This is a genomic window from Bacillus sp. PAMC28571 (assembly GCF_014250435.1).
Taxonomy (GTDB): domain Bacteria; phylum Bacillota; class Bacilli; order Bacillales; family Bacillaceae; genus Bacillus; species Bacillus safensis.
In genome coordinates, this window is the sequence record NZ_CP060191.1 from 2,056,863 (window position 1) to 2,069,531 (window position 12,669).

Genomic DNA, 12,669 nt, shown 5'->3' on the forward strand with positions numbered 1-12,669 from the left:
AAAAACCCAGGAGGAGCATCCTGAGTTTATTCGGAACCTCTTTTGGTCAGCATTTGATGAATGACATTTGCCGTTTCCTCAACTGCTTTATTCGATACATCAACGACTTGACAGTTAATGCGGTCAACCACTTTTTCAAAATACTCTAGTTCCTCTTTAATCCGCTCAATGTTCGCATAAATAGCGCGATCATTTAAACCAAGAGATTTTAAACGCTCTTTGCGAATATGATTTAGTTTGTCTGGACTAATTTTCAAACCGATACATTTCTTCGGATCAACTGAAAATAACTCTTCTGGCGGATCAACTTCAGGTACAATTGGAACGTTCGCTACCTTCAGCCGTTTATGTGCCAAATATTGAGATAATGGTGTCTTAGACGTGCGTGATACACCAATGAGTACAATATCAGCCTTTAGAATACCTCTAGGGTCTCTGCCGTCATCGTATTTCACAGCGAACTCGATGGCTTCTACCTTTTTAAAATAGTCCTCATCTAATTGACGTACACGACCCGGCTCATGTTTCGCTTCATTTCCATATGCCGTCTCCATTTTATCAATGAGCGGACCGATGATGTCATAATAAACGACACCGTTGGCTTCTGCTTCCTCGATTAAGAATTGGCGCATTTCTGGCACAACAAGAGTAAAGCAGACGATCCCATTATCTGCTTTCGCCAGTGAAATGACTTCTTTAATCGTACCAACATCCTCTACATACGGGATTCTTCTAATATTTGAATGGTCTGATGAGCCGCCATCAAATTGGCTAAGTGCCGCTTTGACCACGAGCTCTGCCGTTTCTCCAACTGAATCTGATACCACAAAAATTACGCGATTACTCATAACATCCCCTCGCAGTCTTCTGTCATTAGATTATTTCGTTCTCCGATAAGCTGACAAGTATTTTCGTCATGTTTGTTTTCGTAATTCTTCCGACCACTTCAAAACCTTTATCCGTATCTTTTATCACAGGAAGTGCATCTATTTGCTTTTCAATCAAGTGCTTCGCCACATCCATAATGAAATCTTCCTTGCGGCAAACGGTAATGTTCGGCATTCTTGTCATAATAATATGGACAGGGATAGATGGAAGCTCCTGTTTCCCTATACTTGCACGAAGGAGGTCTTTTCTTGATAACACGCCTGTTAAAATAGAGTGATCGTCCACAACGAATAATGTGCCCACATCCTCTAAAAACATCGTACAAATCGCATCATAAACCGAAACATTCTCATGTATCACCACTGGAATGGATTGAAAGTCTTTCACTTGAAGTTTTTTCAGCTTATCTGCGAGAAGCTGCGTGCCTGTTTTTCCTGTGAAAAAGTAGCCGACCCTTGGTCTTGCTTCTAAAAAGCCTGACATTGTTAAAATGGCTAAATCCGGTCTGAGGGTCGCCCTTGTTAAGTTCAGCCGATCGGCGATATGCTCTCCAGTGATCGGACCATTCTCTTTGACAATCTGTAAAATCTGCTCTTGCCGTTTATTTAACTCGATTGTACTCACCACCTTTAAATAGAGAGAGCGAAATCTTTATTTTATGTATATCATTTTCATAACTCATCATATTATAGCGCATCTTTGTCCGAATGAAACAAAAATCCACTCAAAAACCGTGAATTAAATGAGTAAAAAACGATTGCCCTTCGGAAAAGGCAACCGTTCTTAGGTATTTATTTTACAATTAAATTGTTCATATTCGCAAATGATTGAATGACTTTGGCTAGTTTGACCATTTGTGCCAAACGATTTCGCTTCAGTTTTTCATCATCCGCATGAACCATTGTATGATCGAAATAATGAACAATCGGTGTTTTTAACGTATCCAGCGCGTCAAGTGCTAAGCTGTATTGTCCTGCTGCTACATGTTCTTTTACAGCTTTCTCTACTTGCTGATACGCCTCAAACAGCTTTTGCTCATGTTCATTTTCAAACAGTTCAGGCTGAATCTCTACGTCTTCCCCTTTTTTACTGATTGAAATGACGCGACCCAATGCTTCAGCCGTTTCTTTGAAGCTTTCTTGTTTCACACTCTCTTCAAGAACAGCTGCTTTTTTGACGACTGCATATGGCTCAATATTTTCAACATCCAGCACTGCATCAACAACATCATGGCGGATATGCTCTGCTTGAAGAACATATTTTAAACGATGCGTTAAAAATTCAATCAGAGCAGCTTCATGTTCTGCCTTTACTTGAGCAAGTGCTAACAGCTCTTTAAATGAAATATTCCAATGACGGTCGAGCAGGATTTGAACGATACCGCTCGCTTGTCTTCTAAGTCCATAAGGGTCTTGAGAACCCGTTGGGATCACATCAATTGAGAAGAATGAACAAATAGAATCAAGCTTATCTGCTACTGCCACAATCGCACCAATCAAAGTGGATGGCGCCTCGTCACCAGCAAAGCGCGGCATATAGTGCTCGTTGATGCTTCTTGCTACTTCTTCATGTTCACCAAGAGCTCTTGCATATTTCTCACCCATGATTCCTTGTAATTCTGGGAATTCATAGACCATTTGAGTCACAAGGTCAAACTTCGAAATACTTGCTGCTCTCGCCACACGTTTTGTTGTTTCGTCATCTGCTCCGACATGCGCCGCTAGACGAGTTGCAATGTCTGTCACTCTCTTCAGCTTGTCGCCGATTGTTCCAAGTTTCTCATGGAATACCACTTTATCAAGCTTTTTAATATTGTCTTCAATCACTAGTTTTTCGTCTTCTTTATAGAAGAATGCAGCATCTGATAAACGCGCACGAAGTACTTTTTCATTCCCTCTTGCGACATTTGCCAGCGCCTCACTGTTTCCATTTCTGACTGTAATAAAGTGCGGCAATAAATCCCCTTGCTCATTTTTCACAGGGAAGTAGCGCTGATGCTCTTTCATTGTCGTCACCAATACTTCTTCCGGCAATGCAAGAAACTCTTCTTCAAAGGAACCAGACAGCACAGTTGGATATTCTACAAGGTCGTTCACTTCTTCTAAAAGTTCAGGATCAACAGGAATGACCCAGCCTTTTTCTGTAGATAGCGCATCTAGCTGTTCAGTAATGAATTGTTTTCTTTTCTCTGAGTCTGCAATCACAAATTGATCGCGCAATGTTTGTTCATAGGAAGCAGGTGTGTCAATGCTGGCTGTCGTTCCAAGGAAACGGTGTCCTCTAGTCTCACGGCCGCTTTTCACCCCAGCAATTTCAACAGGTACAATCTCTTTTCCAAATAAACAAACAATCCATTTAATCGGACGGATATAGCGTAAATCCTCGCTTCCCCATCTCATGTTCTTTGGAAAGCTTAATGAAGCGGCGATCTCACCTAACGCTGGCAGAAGGTCTTTGACCCTCTTTCCTTCTTGAAATTTTTGGACATGGACATAATCCACTCCTTTAATCTCTTTGAAATAGAGATCATCTGTTGAAGCACCTTGTCCTCTGGCAAAGCCTTCAGCTGCTTTTGTCCAATTGCCTTCAGCATCTTGGGCAATCTTTTTAGCCGGGCCTTTTGCTTCTTCTTTGATGTCTTCTTGTTTTTCTGCGACACCTTTCACAAGTACAGCAAGACGTCTAGGTGAGTTAAATAAAGCAGTCTCTTCGAATGAAATATTTTGCGTTTCAAACCATGCTTTTACTTTCTCACCCAGCTGTTTTGTGCTCTCTGGCATGAAACGAGCCGGCATCTCTTCTAAGCCGATTTCAAGTAATACATCTTGTTTATTCATGAGAAGCCGCCTCCTCTTTTAGCATAGGGAATCCCAGTTTTTCGCGTTCTTCATAATAGGTTTTGGCTACTTTTCTTGCTAACTGACGCACTCTTCCGATATAACCAGTTCGCTCAGTCACAGAAATAGCACCCTTTGCATCGAGCAGGTTAAACGTATGAGAGCATTTGAGGACATAATCGTATGCCGGGTGAACAAGCCCTTTGTCCATTTGGCAATGTGCTTCTTTCTCATAGGTTGTAAATAGCTCGAACAGCATGTCAGTATTAGATGTTTCAAATGTATAAACAGAGTGCTCGTATTCAGCCATTAAGAATAAATCTCTGACCGTAAATCCGTCTGTCCATTCAAGATCGAAGACATTTTCTTTGTCCTGGATGTAAGAAGCAAGACGTTCAATACCGTATGTGATTTCAACAGAAACGGGCTTACATTCTAAGCCGCCGACTTGTTGGAAATACGTGAACTGCGTAATTTCCATCCCATCAAGCCATACTTCCCAGCCAAGTCCTGCACAGCCAAGAGATGGATTTTCCCAGTTGTCTTCCACAAAACGAATATCATGTTTCAGCGGGTCAATGCCAAGTGCCTTCAATGATTCAAGATATAGCTCTTGAATATTGTCAGGTGATGGCTTAATGATCACTTGAAATTGGTGATGCTGATACAATCTATTTGGGTTTTCTCCATATCTGCCATCAGCCGGGCGTCTTGAAGGCTCTACATATGCTACCTTCCACGGCTCTGGGCCAATGCTTCTGAGGAACGTGTATGGACTCATCGTTCCGGCACCTTTTTCTGTGTCATACGCCTGCATTAATACGCAGCCTTCGTTTGACCAATGCTTTTGCAGCGTCAAAATCATGTCTTGAATATTCAATGATCGCACCTCCATCTTTTCTAGACCAACCGCTATGTATGGCGGGTGGGATTAGAACCTTGTAAGAGAACACAAAAACTCCCGTCTCTATGCTCGCAAGGTTCTTGCAAACATAGGGACGAGAGTTTTTTCCCGCGGTTCCACCCTATTTGCTGGTGTCGTAGCACCCAGCCGCTTTGTTTTACGTTGCTCAAGAATGCCTTTCGTTACGCCTCCATCCTTAGCTCACACCGCCCTAAGGTCGCTTTTATGGATTTTACGTAAGTACTTCTTTCTGTCAATGCAACATATTTTATCTTAGATGATCTTACAAAAAGTCATGGGAGATGTCAACTTTTGTTTTCGTCACCCATTAGCTTTTTCATGGATTCCATCTGATTCATGAATTTTTTTGATTTTAAATAGAGGCCGGAATATTCGTCATAGTAGTGATCAAGCACTTGACGAATTTCTTGTTTCGTCTGCTGTTTCACATCAACCTGACCAAGCCTTGATAAATCAAAATAATGAAACAAACGGAGCAGCCTTGCAGCTGCGGGGGATAAGGGCAGTTTATATGGATCTTTCGAAAAACAATTTTGGCAAATGAAGCCGTTATCTCTTATCGAGAAATGGAACTGCCCTTCTTTTTGACCACAGTGGACACATTGATCAAGTTCAGGCTTCATCCCCATCACTGATAACATTTTGACCTCTACGATAAATAAAATAATATCAGCATCTGTGCCTTCGTTGAGATGACGCAGAGATTGAAGCAGAAGCTCAAACAAATAAGGGTTTGGCTTTTTTTCTTCTGTCCCTTTATCCATTAATTCCGTCATATATGCGGCATATGCGGTCAGAAATAAGTCTTCCCGAATGGTCCGCATACTTTCAATCATTTCGCCTTGCTGGAGCGTTCCAAGTCCTGTTGATGATTGGATGAGAAAGGTGCCGTATAAAAACGGCTGGCTTATGGCTGACAGGCGGCTGTTTGATTTTTTAGCGCCTCTGGCCATCACGCCAATTTTTCCATGTTCTCTAGTGAGCAGCGTGACAATTTTGTTTGTTTCGCCATAATCTGTTGTTCTAAGGACGATTCCTTCACTTTTAATGAGCATTTGTCTACACTCCGAGCGCTGGAGGGGGTCAAGAATTATAAGATTGGAAAATCAAATCGTGCTATTTCTTCTTCAAGTACATCGGGTCTTTCCAGGTTCTCCTTTTCTAACTCTTTGAAAAGCAGATACGTGTCAACGCTTCCTGTTTGTGAAAATACGTTCCATGTAAAATTCAACATAAAAACCCCACCTTTCTTTATTAGAAGCAGCAACGCTACATCCAACATATTAATTTTATCTTGACCAGGCTACCTCCATTTCATGATAAACAATTTTTACTAATCGAACCGCACCATTGTCAGATTTGCTGACAAATGCAGCGATTTTTTAATATTCGTCTTCTCTAAATCCGAAGTCACGCAGGTGAGTGGATTTATTACGCCAGTCCTTCTGAACTTTGACCCAAAGCTCTAAATACACTTTTGAGCCTAGAAGTGCTTCAATGTCTCTGCGCGCTTTTTGTCCCACTTCTTTTAACAAGCTGCCTCGTTTACCAATGACGATCCCTTTTTGCGAATCTCGTTCTACGACAATGGTCGCCGCGACATGGATCTTGCCATTTTCATCTGGCTTAATCGATTCAATCGCAACCGCAATACTATGCGGAATCTCTTCTCTCGTTAAATGCAGCACTTTTTCACGAATTAATTCAGAAATAATAAACCGTTCTGGATGATCTGTTACTTGATCTGCCGGATAAAATTGAGGGCCCTCTGGAAGATAACCTTCAATCTGCTGAAGAAGCGTGTCGATATTGTTTCCTTCAAGAGCTGAAATGGGCACAATTTCCTTGAATGGATAACGTGTGCGGTATTCATCAATTAAAAGGAACAGTTCATCTGGATGAATTTGGTCAATTTTATTGACGACTAGGAACACCGGTGTAGATGTTTGCTTTAGTCGTTCAATGATGAATTCATCCCCTTTGCCATAGCCTTCCTGTGCGTTGATCATAAACAAGATCAGGTCGACTTCCTTCAGTGTATTTTGAGCCACCCTCATCATAAAATCACCAAGCTTATGCTTAGGTTTATGAATCCCCGGTGTATCGATAAAGATCGTTTGTGATGTGTTTGTTGTCAGAACACCTTGCACTTTGTTTCTCGTCGTTTGGGGCTTATCGCTCATGATGGCGATCTTTTGTCCAATGACACGATTAAGAAAAGTTGATTTCCCTACATTTGGTCTTCCAATAATTGATACAAATCCTGATTTGAAGCTTTCGTTAGTCATTTAAATCCTCCGGTGAAAATGCGCCTGGCAATAGTTCGTTTACTGTTGTTTCGTATATATGTCCTTTTAAGTTCGTTAGAATCACTGGCATATCAGGTGCACATAGCTCTGAAATGACCTGTCTGCATGCGCCGCACGGCGAAACAGGCCGGTCTGTATCAGCCACCACTGCTAACATTTGAAAAGATGTAATGCCTTCTGAATAGGCTTTAAAAAGTGCTGTTCTTTCCGCACAATTACACATACCATATGCTGCATTTTCAATGTTGCAGCCGCCATACACTTTTCCATCATTCGACAGTAATGCTGCACCGACTTTGAATTTAGAATAGGGTACATATGCAAAATCTCTTGCTTTGATTGCTTCTGAAATCAACTCTTGTTTGTTCATTCCTAGTTCCCACTTTCAGAAGAAATGGTACCACTGTCACATTTATATTTTACATAATTCACGTGACATTTTCACGCCCATTTCTAAAAATGTTAATAAATAGTAATATTGTTCTATTGCATGATCTTCGGTAAGAAGATGATCAACCCAATCATAACCGAAATCGCGGCGTAAACGCAAACAGCGCCTGCCGCAGCGTCCTTCGCTCTCTCTGCAAGCGGGTGCCTTTCTTCTGTCATCAGATCCACTGTATGTTCAATGGCTGTATTGACAAGTTCAAGCGCAAACATCCCCCCGCAAAGAAGAAGAACGATCAGCCATTCAAATGGGTCAATGCGGAACCAAAAGCCGCAGATCACCACGATGATGGCTGCGACTGTGTGAAATCGAAAATTCCGTTCATTCAAGAAAGTTCGCCATATTCCTCTAAATGCATAGTAAAAACTCCAAAAAAAACGGGCGAGCGGCCTTCTTTTCTTACGATGATCTCGAAAGGCCATAATCATCCAAGATTTTTGTCTGTTTGGCGAACATTTCTTTTTCATCTTCCTCTGTCATATGATCGTACCCGAGCAAATGGAGGAAGCCATGAATCGTTAAGAATCCAAGCTCTCTCATAAAGGAATGTCCATATTCCTCTGCCTGCTCTTTCGTTCGATCCACACTAATGATAATGTCACCAAGTACAGGCGGGATATCATCCGCTCCTATGATTTCAATCTCCCCTTCTCCTTCTTCCTCAAGTGCAAAGGAGATCACATCCGTTGGTGCGTCTTTTCCGCGGTATTCTTTATTGATTTGATGAATCTCTTCATTCGAAACGATCGTCACTGATACTTCCGCTTGATCCTTGACCTCAAGTTCGTCCGCAGCAAACTGAAGAAGCTTTTCCACTTCTTCAAGCTGCTCTTTTGATACTTGTCCTGTTTCATCTATTAAATCGATTAACAATGTCATTTACTTCACCTTCTGCTTCGGGGCATCTGGATATTCAATCCGAGAATGGAAAATCCCCTTTAATGTTGTACAAATCGTTTGGCTGATAATATTTAATTCTTTAAATGTGAGGTCACACTCACTAAATTGCCCGTCCTGCATTTTATCTGAAATAATGCCTTTGACAAGCTTTTCAATCCGCTCTGGATTTGGATTATGCATGGAACGAACCGCCGCTTCAACGCTGTCAGCCACAGAAATAATCGCTGCTTCTTTTGACTGCGGCTTTGGACCAGGGTAACGGAATTCTTCTTCTGTCACCTGATCATCACGCTCTTTCGCCTTATAGTAAAAGAACTTTAAAAGAGACTTCCCGTGATGCTGTTCGGCAATGTCGACAAGTTCTTCAGGAAACTTCTTTTCTCTCAGCATATCAGCGCCATCTGTCGTATGGGCAATAATAATATTTTTACTCAGCTGAGGAGAAAGCTTGTCATGCGGATTATCAATGTTCATTTGGTTTTCGATAAAGTATTGCGGTCTTTTCGTTTTCCCAATGTCATGATAATAAGCGCCGACCCTTGCTAAAAGACCATTTGCGCCGACTGCTTCACATGCAGCATCCGCTAAATTCGCCACCATGACACTATGATGATATGTACCTGGTGTCTCGGTTAAAATCTTTTTGAGCAGCGGATGATTTGGATTGGATAATTCAATCAGTTTCATTGTGGAAAGAATACCAAACATGCTCTCAAAAACAGGCATTAACCCAATGACCAAGATAGATGATGCAAACCCTGACACAATTGCCATCATGAGGTTCACACCGATTTCAAGCCCTGATGGTGAAGAGTTTTGGATCAGTGTAATAGATAAAACCACAAGTACATTCACCAAAGCCACCAAAAGCCCGGCCTGCAATATTTTTGATCTTGCATTATGTTTTCTTAAAAATAAAATACCAGCCATCCCGCTCACAAGATAATAAGCGCAGATCACATAGTTAAAGACGCCGGTTACTCCTTGATTAAACATCATACTGCCGCAAAGAGCAAATACAAGACCGGAGAAGATCGCTAACCGCTCATTAATGAGCAGCTTGATCAGCATCGTGCCAAGTGCCACTGGCACGACATAGCCTATCGTCGTATACTTCGTCTCCTGGAAGAGGCTGAACACTTCCATGATAATTAATATAATCGTGAAAATAAGCGAGTAAAGCAGTAATGACTTATTCTTATGGACAAGCGATTTTTTCCTCGATTCAAGGGAATGAATAATCGCTGCTAAGAAAAGTCCAATTAATATGAGAAGACCACTTACAGGCTTAAATAAATTTGAGCTGTTTAACAAACCCGTCAGTTCTAATTTGCGATAAACTTCCCGGTCGATGAGCTCTCCTTCTTCAACTAAGATTTGCCCCTGCTTAATTTGCACAGGCTGAATATTGTCAGCCGCTTCCTGTCTTTTCTTTTCTGTTGCCACTGGGTCAAATACATAGTTTGGAATGATCGCAAATTCGCCGATTTCTGTCGCTGCATTTAAGTATTTTGATGGAATTGAATTGTTTTTAAGCTCTGTTTTGACTTGTTTTTTCTCATCTTGTAATTTCGCTGCTGTGATTTCTTTACTCATCAGTGAATTCACCACTGTGATGATGGAATCCTTAGTAAATGAGAGATTTTCATCACTTGCCTGGAGCAGTGCTTTGATGGATTGATCCGAAACAGCCTCCTGCATATCTGTGGTGAGCTTTTCTTTGACACGCTTGACCATTTCTTGATCTGATGGCGCGTTCTCTTTATCATCAGCTGCTTTCTTCTCTTCTTTAATGGCTTCAAAGAGGGATGAGATGAGGTCTACGCGATTATCAGAATACGCTTTTTTGAGCGTATATTGATCTTCTACCTGATCTGTTGCTTCTTGTTTCTTTTCTTCTGTCGCTTCTTGATCATCAACGGTTGACGGAGAATAGATGGTCTGTTCGCTCACTGAAAATAAATCTAAGTCGAGCGATTCAGGCTTTACATGGAAGAAGAGCACCACGAATAAAATGGCTGCTAAACCAGCGTACAGCAAAACATTTAAATAACGTGAGCGCTCCATTTTCTGAGGTTCTTTTTTAGACAGCAGTCTTTTGCGCTTACTGCCTTTTTGATTCTTTCTCAAGGAAAGTACCTCCTTTTTTACTTTAAACCACGATCGAAACAAAATGACCCGATGAAGACGATCGGGTCACTCAGTTCATTTTTGCTTTTCGTATGCGCCAATGATCTTCGCCACTAGCGGGTGTCTGACCACATCTGTCTGGTCTAATTCAATAAATGAGATGCCCTTGATCTCTGCAAGCATGTCCTTTGCAGCCGCAAGACCTGACTGCATGCCCTTTGGCAGATCGATCTGTGTAATATCTCCTGTAATGACCATTTTAGAGCCAAACCCAAGTCTCGTCAAAAACATTTTCATTTGGGCAGGTGTTGTATTCTGCGCTTCATCTAAAATCACAAATGCATCATCAAGCGTCCGGCCTCTCATATAGGCAAGGGGCGCTATTTCAATCACGCCGCGCTCGATTAAACGTTCCGTATGATCACTGCCAAGCACATCATGCAGGGCATCATATAGTGGTCTTAAATAAGGATCTACTTTTTCCTTTAGATCACCTGGTAAAAAGCCAAGACTCTCTCCTGCTTCAACAGCTGGTCTTGTCAGGATAATCCGTTTTACATGTCCATTTTTCAGTGAATGGACCGCATTGACAACTGCCAAATACGTCTTCCCTGTACCAGCGGGTCCAATTCCAAAGACCAGATCATCTTTTTTCATCGCCGCAGCATATTCCCGCTGGCCGATTGTTTTCACCCTGATCGATTTTCCTTTGGCATTTTTCGTAATTTCATCTTCATACATATTTTCAAAATAATTCAGCTTGTTTTTTTGCGCCATTTTAATGGCATAAACGACATCCCGTTCAGATATCTCAATTCCTTTACGGATGAGATGTAAAAGAGATGTGATCAAACGGCTTACTGTATCTCTTGATGCTTCCTCACCAGAAACATACACTTTTTCTCCACGCGTAATAACGGAGACGTTCAGCTCGTTTTCCATTAGTTTCAGATAAGCATCTTGATTGCCAAATAAAGCAATCGCTTCGTTTGGGCTATCCAATTTTTGTTGAATCTCAAGTAAATGTTCTGTCATTCTCTAGTCTCCCTGAACAATAGGTGTTGGTTGAACAATATCTTCTATTACTTGGTAAAGGATGATTAACTTAACTTTACCATTCCCTGTTGTCTCGTGCAAAACTTTTTCACTTTTCACCTCTCCTGTTTGACCTAGCTTCTCTTCTAATTCTTTTTTACCCATTTTAATCCCTGCTTGAACCGCTTCTTTATTTGTGTATTCTCGGTTTATTTTCTCACTTTCTCTTGTAATTTCCTTTTCATAAGAGAATGGGAGCTGCATGTTTAAGAAATGAAGCGGATGAACTTCTGTTTCTGTTTTTGGATGCTTAAAATCATCCTTTTTAAAAGAAAAGCCCCAAAATGGCAGTGAGCCTCCAAATGCGGAGAGCTTGTGCTTTGTCTTCATTTTACCCGTAAAGACGTCAAAAGATGTTCGAAGAGGGACAGAAACTTCAGAACGATACCACGTTTCACCATAGATTTTCGCTTTGGCTCCTACCGTTTTTTGCTGATCTTCACTGCCAATGAGTCCAGAGACAAGCATCTGTCCTTTCTTAACATGTTCATCAACCGCGGCGAGCGGCTCTCCTTTTTCTACATACATTCTCGTGATGACAGCCTTTTTCTTGGCAACGATATGCTGAGGACTCGTGTATTTTTCTTTTTCAGGTTCATTTTTTTCCACAACTTTCATTTGAAAGGTTGTGCCGTTTAGTTCTACACCGACCCATGTGATGCTTGGAATATTGGTTGTCAGGGATTTTTGAATTTTTTCAGGTGTTCCCATTAGAAATTGAAAACGTCCTTTTTGCACCCCGATGTCATCTAAATGCTTTCTCATTTGATGTTCAGTTTCTGGATTGGCTCCTTTAATATCAATTTTCCATACCATGTTTGAAAGCGCCAATATCGTCACTAGAAAGCATACAATCCCAAGGGTAAATCCGATATTCTTCCTTGACCATAGGAGTAGAAATGGAAAGCCCTTTTTTTGATGAAATGAACATGTCACGTCATGATGTCTGCGTACCTTTCTGAAGGCATGTACATCTGATAAGCGAATAAATAAGCGCACGCTGTCTTGACGGCGGCTCACTTGAAACATTGTGATCCCCTGCCTCGTGCACTCATTAATGAGCCGCTCAATGCCATTTCCTTTGATCTCCACTTCCACTCTGCCAATAAAATAGGCGAACCATTTATTCTTCACGCT

At 41.4% G+C, this 12,669-nt stretch carries 13 protein-coding genes; all 13 read right to left on the reverse strand.

Features of this window, described 5'->3' with window-relative positions; translation table 11 throughout:
• Positions 1-26: 26 nt before the first annotated feature.
• Positions 27-848 (reverse strand): pyruvate, water dikinase regulatory protein, encoded by an 822-nt coding sequence (locus tag H7F25_RS10335; protein ID WP_008342399.1) that lies wholly within the window; start codon positions 846-848, stop codon positions 27-29.
• Between the two features lie 25 nt (positions 849-873).
• On the reverse strand, positions 874-1,512 hold the full coding sequence (locus H7F25_RS10340) for a transcriptional regulator CcpN (RefSeq protein WP_024423017.1): 639 nt from the start codon (positions 1,510-1,512) through the stop codon (positions 874-876).
• A gap of 167 nt (positions 1,513-1,679) precedes the next feature.
• Positions 1,680-3,725 carry a glycine--tRNA ligase subunit beta gene (gene glyS / locus H7F25_RS10345; RefSeq protein WP_149126466.1) on the reverse strand — a complete coding sequence of 682 codons (2,046 nt, stop codon included), beginning with the start codon at positions 3,723-3,725 and terminating at the stop codon, positions 1,680-1,682.
• Positions 3,718-4,605: a glycine--tRNA ligase subunit alpha gene (gene glyQ / locus H7F25_RS10350; protein ID WP_073206339.1), complete on the reverse strand. Its 888-nt coding sequence runs from the start codon at positions 4,603-4,605 to the stop codon at positions 3,718-3,720. Before glyQ ends, glyS begins: the two co-directional genes overlap by 8 nt.
• Before the next feature lie 329 nt (positions 4,606-4,934).
• Positions 4,935-5,705, reverse strand: coding sequence for a DNA repair protein RecO (gene recO / locus H7F25_RS10355; protein WP_044332056.1), 771 nt, complete (start codon positions 5,703-5,705; stop codon positions 4,935-4,937).
• A 35-nt stretch (positions 5,706-5,740) separates the two neighbouring features.
• Positions 5,741-5,884, reverse strand: a complete 144-nt coding sequence (locus tag H7F25_RS10360; RefSeq protein WP_003217288.1) for a YqzL family protein — start codon at positions 5,882-5,884, stop codon at positions 5,741-5,743.
• A gap of 148 nt (positions 5,885-6,032) precedes the next feature.
• Entirely contained in the window at positions 6,033-6,938 is a 906-nt protein-coding gene (era, locus tag H7F25_RS10365) for a GTPase Era (protein ID WP_007501305.1), read from the reverse strand.
• Complete coding sequence (locus H7F25_RS10370) at positions 6,931-7,329, reverse strand: cytidine deaminase (protein WP_008356263.1); 399 nt, start codon at positions 7,327-7,329, stop codon at positions 6,931-6,933. Before H7F25_RS10370 ends, era begins: the two co-directional genes overlap by 8 nt.
• A gap of 113 nt (positions 7,330-7,442) precedes the next feature.
• Positions 7,443-7,829 carry a diacylglycerol kinase family protein gene (locus H7F25_RS10375; RefSeq protein WP_073206342.1) on the reverse strand — a complete coding sequence of 129 codons (387 nt, stop codon included), beginning with the start codon at positions 7,827-7,829 and terminating at the stop codon, positions 7,443-7,445.
• Positions 7,807-8,286, reverse strand: coding sequence for an rRNA maturation RNase YbeY (ybeY, locus tag H7F25_RS10380; RefSeq protein ID WP_024423021.1), 480 nt, complete (start codon positions 8,284-8,286; stop codon positions 7,807-7,809). Before ybeY ends, H7F25_RS10375 begins: the two co-directional genes overlap by 23 nt.
• Complete coding sequence (locus H7F25_RS10385) at positions 8,287-10,398, reverse strand: HD family phosphohydrolase (RefSeq protein WP_370880885.1); 2,112 nt, start codon at positions 10,396-10,398, stop codon at positions 8,287-8,289.
• 114 nt (positions 10,399-10,512) lie between these two features.
• Positions 10,513-11,472 (reverse strand): PhoH family protein, encoded by a 960-nt coding sequence (locus tag H7F25_RS10390; RefSeq protein WP_059374602.1) that lies wholly within the window; start codon positions 11,470-11,472, stop codon positions 10,513-10,515.
• A 3-nt stretch (positions 11,473-11,475) separates the two neighbouring features.
• Entirely contained in the window at positions 11,476-12,666 is a 1,191-nt protein-coding gene (gene yqfD, locus H7F25_RS10395) for a sporulation protein YqfD (protein WP_024423024.1), read from the reverse strand.
• Positions 12,667-12,669: the final 3 nt, after the last annotated feature.

Coding starts and splice junctions, on each gene's coding strand:
- ybeY (WP_024423021.1), bottom strand. CDS start 8,286: ATGACATTGTTAATCGATTTAATAGATGAAACAGGACAAGTATCAAAA.
- H7F25_RS10370 (WP_008356263.1), bottom strand. CDS start 7,329: ATGAACAAACAAGAGTTGATTTCAGAAGCAATCAAAGCAAGAGATTTT.
- H7F25_RS10375 (WP_073206342.1), bottom strand. CDS start 7,829: ATGGCCTTTCGAGATCATCGTAAGAAAAGAAGGCCGCTCGCCCGTTTT.
- H7F25_RS10390 (WP_059374602.1), bottom strand. CDS start 11,472: ATGACAGAACATTTACTTGAGATTCAACAAAAATTGGATAGCCCAAAC.
- glyS (WP_149126466.1), bottom strand. CDS start 3,725: ATGAATAAACAAGATGTATTACTTGAAATCGGCTTAGAAGAGATGCCG.
- era (WP_007501305.1), bottom strand. CDS start 6,938: ATGACTAACGAAAGCTTCAAATCAGGATTTGTATCAATTATTGGAAGA.
- H7F25_RS10360 (WP_003217288.1), bottom strand. CDS start 5,884: ATGTTGAATTTTACATGGAACGTATTTTCACAAACAGGAAGCGTTGAC.
- recO (WP_044332056.1), bottom strand. CDS start 5,705: ATGCTCATTAAAAGTGAAGGAATCGTCCTTAGAACAACAGATTATGGC.
- H7F25_RS10335 (WP_008342399.1), bottom strand. CDS start 848: ATGAGTAATCGCGTAATTTTTGTGGTATCAGATTCAGTTGGAGAAACG.